General features: G+C 67.3%; 11 protein-coding genes. 8 read left to right on the forward strand and 3 right to left on the reverse strand.

Annotated features, from left to right (window positions below; translation table 11 throughout):
- The first annotated feature begins 159 nt into the window (after nt 1–159).
- Complete coding sequence (locus tag AACH06_RS19165; protein ID WP_341427369.1) at nt 160–891, forward strand: urease accessory protein; 732 nt, start codon at nt 160–162, stop codon at nt 889–891.
- On the opposite strand, the gene AACH06_RS19170 is transcribed toward AACH06_RS19165, so the two are convergent.
- A complete protein-coding gene (locus AACH06_RS19170) occupies nt 866–1,081 on the reverse strand; it encodes a hypothetical protein (protein WP_341427370.1) in 216 nt (71 codons plus the stop codon). The two genes, AACH06_RS19165 and AACH06_RS19170, sit on opposite strands and share 26 nt — an antisense overlap.
- Nucleotides 1,082–1,278: 197 nt before the next feature.
- Here AACH06_RS19170 and AACH06_RS19175 point away from each other — a divergent pair, with 197 nt between their 5' ends.
- The 7 genes from AACH06_RS19175 (at nt 1,279) to AACH06_RS19205 (ending at nt 13,704) form a co-directional block, all read left to right on the forward strand.
- Nucleotides 1,279–2,007 (forward strand): response regulator, encoded by a 729-nt coding sequence (locus AACH06_RS19175; protein ID WP_341427371.1) that lies wholly within the window; start codon nt 1,279–1,281, stop codon nt 2,005–2,007.
- Between the two features lie 18 nt (nt 2,008–2,025).
- Nucleotides 2,026–3,345: an ATP-binding protein gene (locus tag AACH06_RS19180; protein WP_341427372.1), complete on the forward strand. Its 1,320-nt coding sequence runs from the start codon at nt 2,026–2,028 to the stop codon at nt 3,343–3,345.
- A gap of 266 nt (nt 3,346–3,611) precedes the next feature.
- Complete coding sequence (locus AACH06_RS19185; RefSeq protein ID WP_341427373.1) at nt 3,612–3,938, forward strand: hypothetical protein; 327 nt, start codon at nt 3,612–3,614, stop codon at nt 3,936–3,938.
- Between the two features lie 147 nt (nt 3,939–4,085).
- A complete protein-coding gene (locus AACH06_RS19190; RefSeq protein ID WP_341427374.1) occupies nt 4,086–6,503 on the forward strand; it encodes an SEL1-like repeat protein in 2,418 nt (805 codons plus the stop codon).
- Between the two features lie 175 nt (nt 6,504–6,678).
- On the forward strand, nt 6,679–11,487 hold the full coding sequence (locus AACH06_RS19195; protein WP_341427375.1) for an NAD-glutamate dehydrogenase: 4,809 nt from the start codon (nt 6,679–6,681) through the stop codon (nt 11,485–11,487).
- Nucleotides 11,488–11,893: 406 nt separating this feature from the next.
- The gene (locus AACH06_RS19200) at nt 11,894–13,441 is read left to right on the forward strand and encodes a S8 family serine peptidase (protein ID WP_341427376.1); all 1,548 of its coding nucleotides are present in this window, start codon (nt 11,894–11,896) and stop codon (nt 13,439–13,441) included.
- Between the two features lie 86 nt (nt 13,442–13,527).
- Nucleotides 13,528–13,704, forward strand: coding sequence for a hypothetical protein (locus AACH06_RS19205; RefSeq protein ID WP_341427377.1), 177 nt, complete (start codon nt 13,528–13,530; stop codon nt 13,702–13,704).
- A gap of 84 nt (nt 13,705–13,788) precedes the next feature.
- Here the strand turns inward: AACH06_RS19205 and AACH06_RS19210 are convergent, their stop codons facing one another.
- Together AACH06_RS19210 and AACH06_RS19215 are read right to left on the reverse strand one after the other, a co-directional pair.
- The gene (locus tag AACH06_RS19210; RefSeq protein WP_341427378.1) at nt 13,789–14,937 is read right to left on the reverse strand and encodes an Lcl C-terminal domain-containing protein; all 1,149 of its coding nucleotides are present in this window, start codon (nt 14,935–14,937) and stop codon (nt 13,789–13,791) included.
- 144 nt (nt 14,938–15,081) lie between these two features.
- Nucleotides 15,082–16,056, reverse strand: a complete 975-nt coding sequence (locus AACH06_RS19215) for a glycoside hydrolase family 26 protein (RefSeq protein WP_341427379.1) — start codon at nt 16,054–16,056, stop codon at nt 15,082–15,084.
- Nucleotides 16,057–16,164 lie beyond the last annotated feature (108 nt).

Here is a 16,164-nt window from a genome sequence, read left to right on the forward strand (position 1 = left end):
CCGACGAGATGCGGCGCACGAAGCCGGGCATCGTAGCGGAGGTGGGCCGCTGGCCTGCCCGGCGCCCGGGCGCCGCGCTCCCGCCGTCGACACAAGGCGGCACGCCGACCGCGGAACGGCCGGCATGCACCGGCATAGGGCTTGCAATTCAATCGGTTCATGACGGCCCTGCCCACCCTGTTGCCCACCCTGCTCGTCGGCCTGTTGCTGGGCGTCCAGCACGCCACCGAGGCCGATCACCTGGCCGCGGTGGCCACGCTGGCCACCCGCGAGGGGGGGTGGCGCCAGGCGATGCGGCAAGGGGCGTTCTGGGGCCTCGGCCACACCTTGACCTTGCTGACATTCGCCGGCGCGGTGCTGGTGCTGGGCCAGGTGATTCCGCCGCAGGTGGAGCGCGGGCTGGAATCGGCAGTGGGCGTCATGCTGGTGCTGCTCGGCGCCGATGTGCTGCGCCGCGTCTGGCGGCCGCAGACGCATCTGCATGTGCACCGACATGGCACCCATGGTCGCCCAGAGCTGGTGCACCTGCACATCCATGGCCACGCCCCGGCCCTGCACACCACAGCCACTTCGCCAGAGCACGCTCACGCGGAGGCCGGCGGCTGGCCCCTGCGCGCACTGGCCGTGGGCATGATGCATGGGCTGGCGGGCTCGGCCGCCCTGTCGCTGATGAGCCTGCAGGCGGCACCGGCGCTGTCATTGGGGCTGTCCTACATCGCCCTGTTCGGCCTGGGTTCCATCGCCGGGATGGCCCTGCTGTCGGCCGCGCTGGTGGCACCGATGCGTCTGACGGCGCGGCACCTGGTGCCCTTGCAGCGCTGGCTGCAGGCCGGCGTCGGCGCGTTCAGCTGCGGGCTCGGTGCGTTCACGATCGTGCAGATGTCCGGCTGAAAGCTGACGGGCTGAACGCCTGCCCGGGATCGCCCACGTCGGCCGGCGGGGCGTCGGTGCGGACCGTCGGCGACATGGCCGTGGTCGAGCGCACATCGGCCGCCTGCAGCAACAGGGTGGCCGCCCACATCGACAGCGCCGCCAATGCGACCATCGACACGGCCATGCACACGGATTGGTGATCTTTCATCGGTCTTCTCCTTGGGGCCGGCGGCACTTGGCTGGCACCGGTGGTTCGGGTTCCCCAGGCCAATATCCCCCGCAGCTCGCTCTGCCCGTGACCATGGTGATGACCATGTGTGACACCACGTCGTGCGTGTCATCGTTTGTCATCACTGCGCCTGCCGTTGCCGCGGTGTCGCGACGCCGGCGCCTAACATGGCGACCATGAGTGACGCGCCGATCACCGTGCTGATTGCCGACGACGAGGCCGAGCTGCGCGGCCTGCTGCAGCGCTACCTGGGCGAACAGGGCCTGACGGTGCGTGCCGTGGCCGACGCCAGCGCCGCCGAACGGCTGCTGGGGCGTGAACGCTTTGACGTGCTGGTGCTGGACGTGATGATGCCCGGCGAAGACGGGCTGTCGCTGTGCCGGCGGCTGCGACACGCGGGTGAGACGGTGCCCATCCTGATGCTCACCGCCCGCGGTGACCCGGTCGACCGCATCATCGGCCTCGAAATGGGCGCCGACGACTACCTGCCCAAGCCATTCAACCCGCGCGAGCTGCTGGCCCGCATCCAGGCGATGGTGCGCCGGCAGAAGCTGCTGGGGGCCCATGGCGGACCGCTCGGCGACGAGCCGGTGCGATTTGGGCGCTACACGCTGCACGCGGCGCGGCGGCTGCTTGAGCGCGATGGCCAACCGGTGGCGCTGACCACCGGCGAGTTCCAGTTGCTGCACGCGCTGGTGATGAACCCGAACCGCCCGCTGGGGCGAGACCGCCTGATCGAGCTGGCCAAGGGCGCTGACCGCGAGCAGGACGTGACCAGCCGCAGCATCGACGCCCAGGTGATGCGGCTGCGGCGAGTGATCGAAGACGATCCGTCGCACCCCCGGCACATCCAGACGGTGTGGGGCCGCGGGTACGTCTTCGTGCCGGATGGCGGGGCCACCTGAGAGCGCAGACACGTCCGCATGACTTGGCTGCCCCGCACCCTCTTCCAGCGCAATCTGCTGCTGATCGTGGCGCTGATCCTGGTGGGCCAGATCGGCAGCGCCTGGCTGTTCCGAACCTTCGTCACGCTGCCACGCACCACCTTGCTGGCCGAAGGCACGGTGCGAGAACTGCAGGCCCTGGAGACGGGGCTGGGCGCGCTGCCGCCCGCCGAGCGCAGCGCCTTCGTGGCCGGCTTCAACGGCAGCGTGAAAAGAGCCGTCCAGCGCGGCGAGCCCCCGGCAGACACCGAGCGCTGGCGCGCCACACGGCTTCAAAGGCTGTTCTTGAATGAGGTCGGCGAGCGCTGGGCCCTCACGGGCCACACGCTGCAATGGCGCCCGCTGGCCGAGCCGGATGTGGGCCATGTCATCCAGGTGCGCCTGGATGTGCAGGGCCAGGCCTACTGGGTCAATCTGCCCGGTCTCCCCCCTGCACCAGTATTCAGCGGCGCGTGGCTCGCGGCCACCATCGCCACCGCACTGCTGGCGATCCTGGGGGCCTGGCTGATCCAGCGACGGATCAACCGGCCGTTGAACGACCTGGTGCACGCCTCCGCAGCACTGGGGCGTGGCGAGCGCCCCTCGCCGTTGCCGGTGGACGGCGTGCCGCGCGAAATCGCCAGCGTCTCACACGCGTTCAACGACATGGCGGTCAGCCTGGCCCAGAGTGAACGCGAGCGCTCGCTGATGCTGGCCGGCTTGTCGCACGACCTGCGAACACCTTTGGCCAAGATGAGGCTGGCCACCGAAATGCTGGACGGCCGGGCCGAAGCCGAGCTGCTGGGCACCCTCAACCGCAACATCGACGCGATGGACAGCCTGCTCGGCCGCTTCCTCGACTTCGTCCGAAGCAGCGAAGAAGACCGCGACGCGCCGGCACAAGCCGATCTGAACGCACTCGTGCAGGACGCCTTGACGCTCTGCCCGGCCGATGGCGTGCACTGGCAACCTGGCCCCCTGTCGGCGCGCCCGCTGCGACGCCAAGGCGTCATGCGCATGGTGCTGAACCTCGTGGTCAACGCGCAGCGCTACGGCGCGCCGCCGATCGAGGTGGCCACCGGCGAAGATGGCACCGCGCTGTGGCTGGAGGTGCGCGACCGCGGCCCCGGCATCCAGCCCAGCCTCGCTGAATCTCTCAAGCAGCCTTTCAAGCGCGGCGATGCGGCGCGCAGCGGCCCCAGCGGCGCCGGCTTGGGCCTGGCCATCGTGGAGCGTGTCGCGCAAGCCCACGGCGCACAGTTCCAACTGCTGCCTCGCCCGGGCGGTGGATTGGTGGCACGGGTGGCCTGGCCGGGTTGATTTCCACGCATGGGCGAGTACCTGCCGCCACACCGCGTGTAAAGCCGTGCTAAGGCTGAAACGGCGAGAACGTCATTTCGAAATCAATCAACGAACTTCGAAATTCAAACAAAGAAGATTTCACGCCCAAGTCTTTCGAAACCGATTCCACCGCGAAGCCCGTATTAACCCGCGCCGGGCAAGTCCTTGGTTGGGCCGACTTTTCACCCAGATACCTCGACTCGTATACTCGAAAGAGACCTGTCAAGAGGCACGCCCAATTTCGTATGGACAAGTTTCGAAAGCTTCGTATCGCGCCCATTCGAAAATTTCGCCGACGGAGCAGCACCCGCGTCCGCCGATCCCAGCGATGGCTGGCCACCCTCGGCTGCACCGCCGCCTGTGGCGTGGGCTACGCCAATGCCACAGCAGCTGCGCCGCTGCCCGCACCGGCACCGCTGACCACCTCCCTCCTCCCATCGCAGGCCTCGCCGCGCACCGACGTGATCGAGACCCCGGCCCACATCAACCGCCTCGCATGGGCCTGGCTGCGCGAGTTTCAGCGCGACCTGCAAGACGACTGCGACAACCGGCTGGAAGCCAATAACCGCTGAGGCGGGCTGCACCCGACGCGGCCCGCGCGGCCGACGCCCACCGTGGCCGACTTAACGCGCCGACTCCCCTCGTAGATCAGCCCCATCCCTGGGCTGTCTCGACCGCAGAAAATGGACGCTTTGCGGATCGCAGACGTCAGGGACGGTATGAAGAGGGACCACGACAAGAATATCTGGGGCCGTTTGGCCCTCAGCGTGTTGCTCTGCACGGTACCCATCATCGCGGCCGCTGCGCCGGCCCACCCGGCGACAGAAAGCTCTTCCAATGAAGATCTGGACGTCGGCATCACGATTGATCCAGCGCCGCAACTGGCAGAGTCTCTCGACGACATCAAGGCGCTCGCGAAGCAAGGCGATGCATTGCACCAGCTTTACCTCGGCTTGCTGTACGAAATGGGCGAGAAGGGGCTGCGCCCCCATGCGGGCGAAGCGCTGAAGTGGTACACGCTCGCGGCGGACCAGGGGTCCCCCAGGGCGATGTTCCGCCTTGCCCAGCTGTATCGCACCGGCAAGGGCGCCCCCGCTGATGTGAATCGCGCCTTCGCCCTCTACCAACGCTCAGCCGAACTGGGAGACCTTTGGGGCATGGCTGGGCTGGGCTTCTGTTTTCAGTTCGGGCATGGCGTTCAGGCCAATGAGACAGAAGCCGCACGGTGGTATCGGTTGGCGGCGGAAGGCGGTTCCTCCTTCGCACAGGTCCAACTGGCTTCCTTGCTGGAAGCAGGGGTCGGCGTCGCCAAAGATGCGCAGGAAGCGCTGACTTGGTATGAACGCGCGGCCGACCAAGGCGACACCTCAGCGATGGTGCAGTTGGCCTACGCCTACGCCCGCAAAGAAGAGGCCCGGCGTGCCTTCGACACGATCCAGCGCGCGGCAGAGCTCAACGACCCCAGCGCTCAATCCGGCCTGGGCATGTTCCTGCTGGAAGGATACGGCGCGCCGCAAGACCGGCAGGCCGGCGTTCAGTGGCTGAAAAAGGCTGCCGATCAACGCTATGCGCCAGCTCAATACGAACTGGGCCTGCTGCACGCCCGCGGCAACGCTGTTCCCCAGAGTGACTCATCAGCTGTCAGGTGGATGGAGCGGGCAGCCGAGCAAGGCCACATCGCAGCCATTCGCGAACTCGGCTACTGGTACCAGGCTGGCAGCCACGTTCGCAAAGATGTGGAAGAGGCTGTTCGTCTCTTCAAACGGGCCATCGACCTGGGCAGCACGGAAGCCTTGGCCGATCTGGCGTGGCTCTACCAGACCGGCACAGGCATCAAGCGGGACCACGCTCTCGCCATCAAGCTCTACCGTCAGGCCGCTGAACGAGGCAATGCGCGAGGCCAGAACGGCCTGGGAGTGGCGTACGCCGATGGGTTGGGTGTCGCCATCGATCCCGTCGAGGCGTTGAAGTGGTACCGCCTCGCCGCTGAGCAGCGCAACTCTGCTGCCGCATTCAATCTCGCGCAAGCCTATCGACGGGGCTCTGGCGCAGACCAAGACCATCCAGAGGCCATTCGCTGGTTCAAGGTGGCTGCCGAAACCGGCGACATTGATGCACAGCTCTATCTCGTCGAGTCGTATCGGGCGGGCAAGTTCGTCACCAAGGATCCTCAAGAAGCTGTGCGTTGGCTGCGCCTGGCCGCCGAACAAGGACACGTCGACTCGATGATCGACATGGGAACGGCCTACCAGGGCGGCCTTGGCGTGCAGCGCGACTTGAAGGAAGCCGCCCGTTGGTACCAGTTGGTCAGCGATCGCGGCTTCCACCGGGGCACGGTCGCCTTGGCCCTGCTCTACCTGTGGGGCGGCGAGGGAATGGATGCCAAGCCCGAAGAAACCGTGCGGCTGCTGAAGAAGGCTGCCAACGCGGGCTATGGCGGCGCGATGGGCTACCTGGGCGCGTGCTATGAGCACGGGCACGGCGTGGCTGTTGATCAGTCGACCGCATTGAAATGGTATCGACACGGCGTCGATGAAAGCGATGCCGTCTCCCTGAACAACCTCGCTTGGCAGTACCAGGAAGGCCAGGGTGTCAAGCAGGACTACGACCAGGCCATCAAACTCTATTCGCGCGCAGTCGCGCAAGGTGAACGCCGAGCGATCAACAACCTGGGCCAGCTGTACGAAAACGGCCGAGGCACCCCGAAGGACATGGTCGAGGCGATCCGCCTCTATCGACTCAACGCCGACAAAGGCGAAAGCTGGGCGCAAAACCACCTGGGCCAGATGTACAAGGCGGGGCGTGGTGTCGAGAAAGACTTGAAGCTCGCGCTCGAGTGGTTCAACCGGGCTCTCGAGCAGCGCAATGGCAACGCGATGGTGGAGATCGGGCAACTGCATGCCGAAGGTCTGCACCCGGACAGCGGCGGCATAGCGGAAGCCGTGGCCTGGTATCGCAAGGCCGCGCAGGAAGAAAACGCCGAAGGGCAATACCGGCTGGCGATGGCCTATCTCGAAGGCCAAGGAATCGAGCGGAACGACGCCGAAGCCGGCAAATGGCTGTCGTCCGCCGCCAAGCTGGGGCACGAAAAGGCGTCGGCGCTGCTGAAGGAGCGCCCCGAACTGCTCAAAAGCTGAGCGCCGCCGCCAGCGCAAGGGCGGGTGGTCGTCAGCAAACCGCCACATTTGCCCGCATTCGCTGTTGTCTCCAGCCATCGGTGCCCGCGTCGGCCATACCCAGTGTGGTGTGGCGGGCGTAAGCTGCGGGCCGGCAGTGGGACTGCCGGCTACAGAACAATATGGAGACCGACGAATGAGTGCATCCACCGATTCGCTGCGGCGCGACCGCCTGAGCGCCGTCTTGTCCATCGCCGCAGCACGATTGGCCCCCGATCGGCAGGCGTTGTTCGAGAGCTTCGCGCGCGAGTGCTTCCGCCAGCTCGACTCCGACGATCTTGCCGAGCGAACGCCCGAAGACCTCGCCGGTGCCCTGCTGTCGCACTGGCAGTTCGGTGCCACGCGAACCCCCGGTGGGCCGAAGGTGCGGGTGCTGAGCCCCACAGTGGCCGAGCACGGCTGGGCCTCGCGGCACACGGTGATCGAGCTGGTCAACGACGACATGCCGTTTCTCGTCGATTCGACCTCGGTGGAGATCAATCGCCAGGGCATGACGCTGCACATGATCCTGCATCCCATCTTCCGCGTGGAACGGGCGGCCGATGGCAGCCTCTCGTCCATTGCCGCCGGAGCCGACGCCGGCGCCGGCGCGCGCGAATCGTGGATGCATATCGAGGTCGACCGTTTGGTGGATGCGCAGCAGAAGGCCGCGCTGGTCTCGGGCATCGAGAAGGTGTTGTCGGACGTGCGGTCCGCCGTCGACGACTGGAGACCGATGGTGGCGCGGCTGCACGAGGCCATCGCAGAACTCGGCCAGGCACCCGACGTGCTGCCGGCCGCACAGGTCGCCGAGGCCCGAGCCTTCCTCGAGTGGCTGGCTGACGATCACCTCACCTTGCTGGGCTATCGGCAGCACGAGCTGGTGAACCTGGCAGGCGACAGCGCATTGCGGCTGGTGACGGGCAGCGGTCTGGGCGTGCTGCGCGAATCCGAGGCGGAGAAGACGTCATCCGGCCTGTCGCAACTGCCGGCCAATGCACGCGAGCTGGCCCACGCCCCGACGCCGGTGCTGGTCGTCACCAAGGCCAACACCCGGTCGACCGTGCACCGCCCGGGGTACACCGACTACGTGGGCGTGAAGCGCTACGACAAGAACGGCAAGGTGATCGGAGAGCACCGCTTCGTGGGCCTGCTGACCTCCACCGCCTACAGCGCTCGCGTGGCCGAGACGCCGCTGCTTCGCGGCAAGGTGGAAACGATCGCCCAGCGCGCCGGGCTGCCCCCCGGTGGGCACTTGGCCAAGGCGCTCACCCACATCCTGGAGACGTTCCCCCGCGACGAGCTGTTCCAGATCAGCGACGACGAGCTGTATGAGACCGCGCTCGGCATCCTGGCGCTGGGAGATCGCCAGCGACTGCGCCTGTTCGTTCGGCAAGATCCCTTCGACCGCTTCGTCTCGTGCCTGATCTACGTGCCGCGCGAGGCCTACGCCACCGATCTGCGAATCAAGTTCCAGCGCATCCTGATGGAGGCCTTCGCGGGGACGAGTGCCGAGTTCGATGTGCTGCTGAGCGACACGGTGCTGGCGCGCATCCATTTCACCGTGCGCACTACGCCGGGCCAGATCCCGGTGGTGGATCGGCGCGAGCTGGAGCGCAAGCTGGCCGACGCGGCCCGGCGCTGGGACGACAGCCTGCGCGACGCGCTGACCGAAGCCGAGGGCGAAGCGCGCGGCATCGCGCTGTTCAAGGCGTGGAGCACGGCCTTCCCGCCCGAATACCGTGAACGGGTGCAAGCCCGTGCGGCCGTGCCGGATGTGCGCGCCGTCGCCGCCTTGTCGGCCACGTCGCCGCTCGGCCTGGCGCTCTACCGGCCGCTGGGCGCCGGCCCCACTGCGCTGGGCTTCAAGGTCTACCGCCTGGGCGAGCCGATCGTGCTGTCGGACAGCCTGCCGATGCTCGAACACATGGGCGTGCGGGTGCTGGGCGAACAGAACTACCGCCTGAAGGCCGATGGTGCCTCCATCTCGCTGCACGACTTCGACCTGCAGGCCCACATCTCGGAAGAGATCGAGGCCGAGACGCTGTCGCGGCTCTTTGAAGACTGCTTTGCGCGTGTCTTCAAGGGCGATGTTGAAAACGACGACCTGAACCGCCTGGTGCTGCGCGCCGGCTTGGCCGCCGACGAGATCGTGGTGTTGCGGGCGTATGCGCGCTACCTCAAGCAGATCGGCTTTGCCCTCTCGCAAGGTGCGGTGGAAGCCACGCTCACGGCGCACCCACGCATCGCGCGCATGCTGGTTCAGCTGTACAAGCTGCGCTTCGACCCACAGGGGCGCGACGACGATGCGGCGGCCTCGCAGGTCAATGCGATCGAGCAGGCACTCGACCGGGTGAGCAACCTGCAGGAAGACCGGGTGCTGCGGCAAATGCTGGCGCTGATCCGGGCCACGCTGCGCACCAACTTCTGGCGCACTGGCGTGGGCCACTCCGGCGCGCCTGGCCCACGGCGCTCGTTCTTGAGCTTCAAGTTCGAATCGGCCAAGGTGCCCGGCTTGCCAGAGCCCAAGCCGCTGTACGAAATCTTCGTCTACTCGCCCCGCTTTGAGGGCATCCACCTGCGGGGTGGCAAGGTGGCGCGCGGTGGCCTGCGTTGGTCCGACCGGCCGGAGGACTTCCGCACCGAGGTCCTGGGCCTGGTGAAGGCGCAGATGGTGAAGAACACCGTCATCGTGCCGGTGGGCTCGAAGGGCGGTTTCGTGCTGAAGAAGGCGCCGCCCGCCACCGACCGCGACGCCTTCATGAAGGAAGGCATCGCCTGCTACCAGGACTACCTGCGCGGACTGCTCGACCTGACCGACAACTACGCCGGGGGCACCGTGGTCGCGCCGCCGCAGGTGGTGCGCCTCGATGCGGACGACCCCTACCTGGTCGTCGCGGCCGACAAGGGCACGGCCACCTTCTCCGACTACGCCAACGCCGTCAGCAAGGAGTACGGCCACTGGCTGGGCGATGCCTTCGCCTCGGGGGGCAGCGTGGGCTACGACCACAAGGCGATGGGCATCACCGCCCGTGGCGCGTGGGAAAGCGTCAAGCGCTTCTTCCGTGAGCGCGGCACCGACATCCAAACGACTGATTTCACCGTGGTCGGCGTGGGCGACATGTCGGGCGACGTGTTCGGCAACGGCATGCTGCTGTCGCGCCACATCCGCCTGGTGGCCGCCTTCGACCACCGCCACATCTTCATCGACCCGACGCCGGATGCGGCCACCTCGTTCGCAGAACGCGAGCGGATGTTCAAGCTGCCCCGTTCGTCATGGGCCGACTACAACCCCGAACTGATCTCGGCCGGCGGCGGGGTCTGGGCACGCTCGGAGAAATCGATTCCGATCTCGCCGCAGGCACGGCAGGCGCTGGGCATCGAGGCTGAGCGCCTCACCCCCACCGAGCTGCTGTCGGCCATCCTCAAGGCGCCGGTCGATCTGCTCTACAACGGCGGTATCGGCACCTATGTGAAGGCCTCCACGCAGAGCCATGCAGAGGTGGGTGACCGCGCCAACGATGCGCTGCGGATCAACGGACGCGAGCTGCGCTGCAAGGTGGTCGGCGAAGGCGGCAACCTGGGCTTCACCCAGCTCGGCCGCATCGAGGCCGCGCTGAACGGCGTGTCGCTGAACACCGACGCGATCGACAACTCGGCCGGCGTGGACACGTCGGACCACGAGGTCAACATCAAGATCCTGCTCGGCCTGGCGGTGGCCGACGGCGAGATGACCGAGAAGCAGCGCAACGCCACGCTGGCCCAGATGACCGACGAGGTCGCCGCGCTGGTGCTGCGTGACAACTACTTCCAGACGCAGGTGCTGTCGGTGACCCATCGCCTGGGCGGGCGATTGCTGGACCAGGAAGCGCGCTTCATGCGTTTTCTTGAGAAGGCCGGCCGCCTGAACCGTGCGATCGAGTTCCTGCCCACCGACGACGTGATCGCCGAGCGCGCAGCCCACAACGTGGGGCTCACCACCCCCGAGCGGGCGGTGCTGCTGGCCTACTGCAAGATGTGGCTGTTCGACGAGATCATCGCGTCAGATCTGCCGGAAGACCCGTGGATCGGCACGGCGCTGGCGCGCTACTTCCCGACATCGCTGCGCCAGAGCATGGCCAGCTACATCCCGCGGCACCCACTCAAGCGCGAGATCGTCGCGACGCACGTGCTCAACAGCATGGTCAACCGCGTGGGCAGCACTTTCGTCCACCGCCTGGCCGACCAGACCGGCGCCAAGCCGGCGCAGGTGGTGCGCGCCTACCTCTGCACCCGTGAGGTGATGGGGCATGTGGCCTTGTGGGAGCAGGTCGAGGCCCTGGACAACATCGTCCCGGATGCGGTGCAGTCGGAGATGCTGGTCGAGGAAGGCTGGCTCACCGCCCGGGCCACGACCTGGTTCCTGCGCTACAAGCGGCTGAACGAGCCGATGGAGCAGACCTTCACCCGCTTCCGCGCGGCGGTCGAAGCCCTGCGCGAGCCGCTGGCCGCGCAGGCCGCCTCGTCGCCGCAAGCGGTGGCCTGGATCGCCGCCGGCGTGCCGGCGGCCCTCGCCTACCGGGTGGCCAGCGCCGACGGGCTGGTGGCTGCCCTCGACATCGCCGAGGTGGCTGAAGCCAGCAAACGGGCGGTGGCCGAAGTGGGCGAGGTGCATGTGGGCGTGGCCAACCGGCTGGGCCTGGCCGGACTGCGCGAACAGATCGATGCGCTGCCAAGCAGCAGCCACTGGCAGAGCCTGGCCAAGAATGCACTGGGCGACGATCTGGCGGGCCTGCAACGCGCGATCACCCAGGAGGTGCTGGCCTCGGGCGAAGGCGGCTCGGCGCAGATGCTCGCCACCTGGGAGGCCGCCAACGCGGTGGCACTGGAACGCGCCCAGCGCGTGCTGATGGAACTGGCCGACGCCAAGAAGGCGGATCTGGCGATGCTGTCGGTCGCGCTGCGCGAGTTGCGCAACCTCGCCTGAGCCCCTCTACCAGGGCGCCGGCGGCTTCGTGGCCCGCCGGCGGCCCTGGGTCTGGGGTGTGTTGCCGGGCGCGAGCCGCATTGCGCCCCCCGGCCCCAAGGCCGCGGCAAGCAGCCTGTTGAGCGGATCGCCCAACACTTTGACACCGCGCGGGTCGCGGCAGCGGTCTCGTGGGGGATACGATGCCCGCCGCTCCACCTGAGAACGGCCCTCAGGCCCTGTTCCTTCTCTCAGGTGGATCACCGAGTGAGCCTGCGCCGCGGCATGCTGTGGGCAGCGCAGAACCCGCCTACATCCAGAGCGCCGGAGGGAAAGAGCGCCCGTCTGCCTTGCGCATGAGCCGCCCGCCGGCCCCGCGCGAGACAGCCCGTGTCGCAACCCGAACCCTCCTAACGACCACGCTGCGATGACCACTGCCGAACGACCGCGCCGCTTCATCGTCATCCCCAAGGATGGCCTGACCGACGACACCAGTTCCCCCGCGAAGACGGCCCGGCTGCTGACCGCACCGGTCATCACCGCCGCGCGGGCGGGCCACCCCGCCACGCCTCGCTCCGCGGTGGCCAATGCCGGGGGAACGGTTCACAAACAGACCCCACCCGCGCTCACCATCGTCAACACCGCGCCGTCTGACGGCTCCGTGCTGCTCGATGCAGACCATGTCTCGCTCGACGAGGTGAAGGCCTGGGTGCCGGAAGGGGCCCAGGTCTTCGAAGAGCAGTGGTACCCCCTGCAACGAGCGCGTGGGCCCTGGCAGACGCTGCGGGCGCCCGCGCGGTCAGCACGGCGCGGTCGCGCCACCGCCTTCGAATGGACCGTGACAGTGCGGGTGGCTGGGCAGCGCCCCCGCCTGTTGGGCGACGCACTCGTCACCGCCATGCTCGACGAGCGACAAGGCATCGGCCTGTCGGCCACGACCGACCGCTATGGCCGGGCCCAGTTCAGCTTCGATCGCCAGCCCGATGCGATAGAGGCCCTGTACATCGACCCGCTGCACAGCGGCTGGCCGGCGCGCTGGCCCATGGTGGCCGTGAATGCCGATGGCTTCGAAGCGCATGTCCCGTCGATCGATGCCCACGCCCCGGATGCCCGAGGCCTCATCTATGGCCTACCCGACAAGGAGGCGGGCGAGCAGGTCCGGGTCGGCGTGGTCGACACGGGTGTCGGCCCCCATGAGGCCTTGAGCCTGCAAGGCGGTCGCAACACCACCGAAGAGCAGCCGCGCCGCTGGCGCGATTGGGATGGCCATGGCACGCACGTGGCCGGTGTCATCGCGGCGGTCGCCGAAGGCTGGCGCCGCGGCGAAGCCAGCCGCGCCCAGCTCTACGCGTACCGCATCTTTGAAGATGGCGTGGATGAAGCCTCTACCTTTGCGATTGCAGCGGCGATCAAGCAGGCCGCGCTGGACGGCTGTGACCTGGTGAACCTGAGCATCGGCGGCAGCGTGGCCGATGGAGCGGTGCGAGACGCCATCGAACAGGCCTGGGGCCTGGGCTGCGTGTGCATCGCGGCCACCGGCAACGAGGGCCACGCCAGCATCGCCTACCCGGCCCGGTACGCCAAGGCGGTGGCCGTTTCCGCCATCGGCTTGCGTGACAGTTGGCCGCCCGGAGCGTACCTGGACTGGACGCTCAGCACCCGCACCGGCAAGACGCTCGCCGGCCACCCCAGTTTCTTTGCCAGCTTCGCGAACCGGGGCGACAAGGTTGCCCTCACGGCGCCGGGCGTGGCGATCGTCTCGACCATCCCCAACGACCGCTGGGGTGTGATGTCAGGCACCTCGATGGCCACGCCCATCGCCACCGGGGTGCTGGCTCGGCGGCTGACAGGCCATGCCATCTTGAAGATGCCGCGAGATGAACACCGTTCACACGCAATCGTGGAACTCGCGCTGCAGCATGCGGAAGATTTGGGCTTGCCCCCGACTATGCAAGGCCGGGGGCTGGCGCGATAATTGAGCCCATGGCGAGGTATGTGTTTCATTTGCCGTTGAGCTTGGACACGAAGGCGGTTTCGGCCGCCAAGCGCAAGGCCACTGCCATGGGGGCAACGGTTGTGCGCACCGCCGCCGGGCAAATGCTGGTGGAAGCCTCCCCCGCCAAGGCGGCCAAGGTCGCCGAGGCGCTGCCCGATTGGCGCTACGCCCTGGAGCGGGCCGCGGCCCGCATTCCGGAGCGGGGCGCCCTGGCACGCGCCAAGTACGCCGCCGCACGTTGACATCCCGGGGCGCCCGCCCCTCGAGCACGAATGCACCAGACACAAGGGCCCTGTCGGGCCCTTGTTCTTTGCTGGCTGAAAGGCTCAGTCCGCGTCGCGCACGAGCAGCACCTTGCCACCCCAGAAGTCGCGGCCGACCTGGCCCGCCGCGAACGACACGCCCCAGTCGTAAACCTCGTTCTCCGTCCAGTGGGTGCCCGTGTGGTAGCTCTCGGTGTAGAAACCAGGGAAGGCCACGGTGTCGATCGACGGCGCCTTCACCCGGGTGTCAACCAGGCTGGCCAGCTCCTTGGGGTTGGGCATGCGCCAGCCCTTGCCCGACGCCGCCGCCTGGGCCACCGCATGCTCGGCCGCGTCGAACGAGGTCAGGAAGGTGGTGGGCGTGCCGGTGCAGGTCGAGCCCGTCCAGCTTTGGCCCTCGGCGCAGCGACGCCAGATCAAGCCGGTGGACTTGTCCTTCACTTCGGCGCCCTTGAGCACCCAACGATCGGCCGGCACGGCCTTGCCCAGGCGCACCAAACGCACCGCGAACTCGCCATACTCGCCGCCATACCAGATCGAGTCGCCAGCGCCCTGCCCCAACGCCCACCAGTAGATGCCGCCGCCACTGTTGACCGCTGCGCTGCTGGAACTCCAGTGGTAGTCGGCGGCTGAATTCGGGAACCACGCCTCATCGAGCATCGGGCGGCCGGGCGCAACGCTGTAGTCCACCAAGCTGTGCAGCTCGCGGTAGGTGGGCAGGCGCCAGTCGGTGGCGCCACACAGGCCGGTTGCGTTCACAGCGGCCACATAGCCGCTGGCGTCGTCGCTTCGGCCGTTACCCTGGTTGGTGAAACGCCGCGTGCCGTCGCGCAGGCTGCCGTCGGCGGTCTTCACCTCCCACATCGCACCTGTCACCTTGTCGCGAACGCAGCTCCACTGGGCCGCGCTGCGGGGCAGCACCTCGCCGGCGGCGCCGATCTTCTCGAACACGAAACCGGCGTGGCCGTTGCCGTTCGCGCGCAATTGGGCATCACGGCCGAACTCACCATCTTGCCCGGTGCCGGCGCAGGCGTCGGTGAAGACGTAGTTGCTCTGCACGGCGTCCCACACGACACACTGGGTGACGCCGGTGTCGTTGAGCATCGACTTGCCGGTGGCCGCCATCGACGGCGCACACACAGCAAGAGCCAACCAGGGCCAATGACGCCAGGCCGGGAGCGAGCCCTGCCGCAAATCCAGAAAACGCTTCACGTGCGATCCTCTCCATCGTCTTGGAAAGGGCGCAGTATCCGGCGGCGAGGCGCCGGTTCCCACGTTGAAGGGCGCGATCCCCCTAATCTCGAAATGTGACGCACAAGCCGCCCGCACGGCTGGGCGTCGCAGCGCGAGGCGAGATCACTTGTCAGCGAAATGCGCGTCGTTGGCCATCTCGCGAAAGGCTTCGAGGCCGGTGCCCTGCAGCTCATAGCCCGAGCCTTCGTAGCTGGAATCTTCTTTCTTCAACTTGCCCGGGTTCTGCCACCACAAGATGGCCTTGATCTGCGGGTGCGTCTTGACGAACTCTCGAGCGGTCTTGAGCCAGACGGTCTGCGGATCGGGGTTCTTCTTGGGGTCACTCACCGCCCCCGTCTCGGCCACCATCAGCGGCTTGCCCATCGGCGCCGCGGCGGCGTAGAACGCCAGGTTGCCCGGATCGGTGGCGAACGACTTCACCTGGTTGGTCTTGTTGTAGTTGTCGATGCCCAGCCAGTCAACGTAATCGTTGCCAGGGTAGAAATGCTTCCACTGCCCCGTCTCCCAGGCGTTGTGGCCAGGCGCAAAGACCCATTCGATGTTCGTGGCCCCCGCCTTTCGGAACAGATCGACGATGTGTTTCCACGCCGCGATGTACTTGCTGCCGGCCAACGGCAGATTGGTCTTGACCTTGAAACCGGTGAAGCAGGTGTTCTCCTGGTTGTTGGTCATCTCGTAGTTGTAGCGAACGAGGATGGAGGGGCCGCCCAGCGACTTGACCTGCTCGGCCTGGCGTCGCAGTTGTTCGTCGTATTTGCCCGCGATGATGTCGTCCGCCGTGGCGCAGCCCTTGGAGGGGTCGCTGCGCTGGAACACGATGCGCCAAGACAGCATCGAACGGCGCCCGTTGGCACGGTTCCACTTCACCCGGTCCACATCCGGGAACAGGGCCCAGTCTTCATGGTCGTTGTCGATGGTCAGCTTGCGGCCGATCATCTTTTCGAAGGCTTCGAACTTCTCCTTCGAGCGCGGGTCGTGCTGGGAGCCCACATGGGCACCGATCATCACGTTGGGCTCGGCCCAGGCATTGGCAGCCGCCAGCAGGGCAAGGCACAGCGAGGGCAGCAGGCGATTCATGAGCGTCTCCGGTGAGAGGTATGGAGGGTGGCGAGCAATCCGCGTTCCCCCGTGCGGCGCGGCCCGGCAGGTTAACCGGGCATTGTTTCGGGCGATTCACAGCGCGTT

Origin of the sequence: Ideonella lacteola, assembly GCF_038066555.1 — a bacterium.
GTDB classification, from domain to species: domain Bacteria; phylum Pseudomonadota; class Gammaproteobacteria; order Burkholderiales; family Burkholderiaceae_C; genus Ideonella; species Ideonella lacteola.

What these genes read in the sequence shown, in the direction of transcription:
- AACH06_RS19165 (WP_341427369.1), top strand. Translation starts at nt 160, where the DNA reads ATGACGGCCCTGCCCACCCTGTTGCCCACCCTGCTCGTCGGCCTGTTG.
- AACH06_RS19170 (WP_341427370.1), bottom strand. Translation starts at nt 1,081, where the DNA reads ATGAAAGATCACCAATCCGTGTGCATGGCCGTGTCGATGGTCGCATTG.
- AACH06_RS19175 (WP_341427371.1), top strand. Translation starts at nt 1,279, where the DNA reads ATGAGTGACGCGCCGATCACCGTGCTGATTGCCGACGACGAGGCCGAG.
- AACH06_RS19180 (WP_341427372.1), top strand. Translation starts at nt 2,026, where the DNA reads ATGACTTGGCTGCCCCGCACCCTCTTCCAGCGCAATCTGCTGCTGATC.
- AACH06_RS19185 (WP_341427373.1), top strand. Translation starts at nt 3,612, where the DNA reads ATGGACAAGTTTCGAAAGCTTCGTATCGCGCCCATTCGAAAATTTCGC.
- AACH06_RS19190 (WP_341427374.1), top strand. Translation starts at nt 4,086, where the DNA reads ATGAAGAGGGACCACGACAAGAATATCTGGGGCCGTTTGGCCCTCAGC.
- AACH06_RS19195 (WP_341427375.1), top strand. Translation starts at nt 6,679, where the DNA reads ATGAGTGCATCCACCGATTCGCTGCGGCGCGACCGCCTGAGCGCCGTC.
- AACH06_RS19200 (WP_341427376.1), top strand. Translation starts at nt 11,894, where the DNA reads ATGACCACTGCCGAACGACCGCGCCGCTTCATCGTCATCCCCAAGGAT.
- AACH06_RS19205 (WP_341427377.1), top strand. Translation starts at nt 13,528, where the DNA reads ATGGGGGCAACGGTTGTGCGCACCGCCGCCGGGCAAATGCTGGTGGAA.
- AACH06_RS19215 (WP_341427379.1), bottom strand. Translation starts at nt 16,056, where the DNA reads ATGAATCGCCTGCTGCCCTCGCTGTGCCTTGCCCTGCTGGCGGCTGCC.